Annotated in this window: 1 protein-coding gene; it reads right to left on the bottom strand. The window is 62.0% G+C overall.

The window, feature by feature from the left end; genetic code table 11:
• Positions 1-33 precede the first annotated feature (33 nt).
• Complete coding sequence (locus CCN35_RS14910; protein WP_086793032.1) at positions 34-849, bottom strand: helix-turn-helix domain-containing protein; 816 nt, start codon at positions 847-849, stop codon at positions 34-36.
• Positions 850-861 lie beyond the last annotated feature (12 nt).

Raw genomic sequence — 861 nt, 5'->3', positions numbered from 1 at the left:
CGCCGGTGCTGCTGTAGCTGGACTTGAACCACATCAGCTCAGTGGACATAGTTCCTCCGCCAACTTCTCGATAAAGCGCGCCGACTCATCAAGGCTGAGCGCCTTCCGAAGGATCATCGCATAGCGCTGAACAACAGTACTGACCTTGTCCGGGTCGGCATACAGCCTCGCTGTCGCTTGTCCCTCCTCGTAAACCAGAGTGTCATGTTCGGCTGTCTCAAGCAGCACAAAGGGCCCATCGAGCTCAGGTCCAGCCCCCGCGAACGTCAGCACCTGAACCGTCACGTTGCGAGCCCTGCCGACATCCAGCAATCGGTGCAATTGCTTCCGATGCGCCTCCACTCCACCCACCTGGTTGCGCAACGCGAGTTCGCCGATGACGAAGTTGAAGGACCTGGAGCGCTGTTCAAGCAACGACTGTCTTTCCAGGCGCCCCGCGACCCGCTCTTCGAGCAGCTCATCATCCAGAGGAGGAAAGTGCGTGCTGAGATAAGCCCTGATCGTCTCCTCGGTCTGCAACAGTCCCGGGATCAGCAACGGCTGGTAAGAACTCAGCACGACCGCCTCAGCTTCGTACTGCACGTAGTCCTCGGCGTATGACAGATAGCGCTCCGGCTTCAGGAACTCGTACCCGGCCAGCAGCTTCCCTCTCGCCCCGCACAGTTGGTCCGCGACCTGCAACAGCCTGAGCGTCGGCCGGCGGCGCCCGCACTCCATCGACTTGACGTACTCGTAGTCGTACCCGGCCTCGTCGGCGAGCGCCTGTCGGCTGATCTGCGCCTCCTCGCGCCAGAGCTTGATCTGCCCACCGCAGTACCGCCAGCTCTGCTGCGACTTCTCCGGCGCCACGCGCCCTCACCC

Origin of the sequence: Streptomyces thermovulgaris (assembly GCF_002155915.1) — a bacterium.
Classification (GTDB): Bacteria; Actinomycetota; Actinomycetes; order Streptomycetales; family Streptomycetaceae; genus Streptomyces; species Streptomyces thermovulgaris.
The sequence above is the reverse complement of the archived record's forward strand: the minus strand, read 5'-3'. Positions and strand labels throughout refer to the sequence as shown.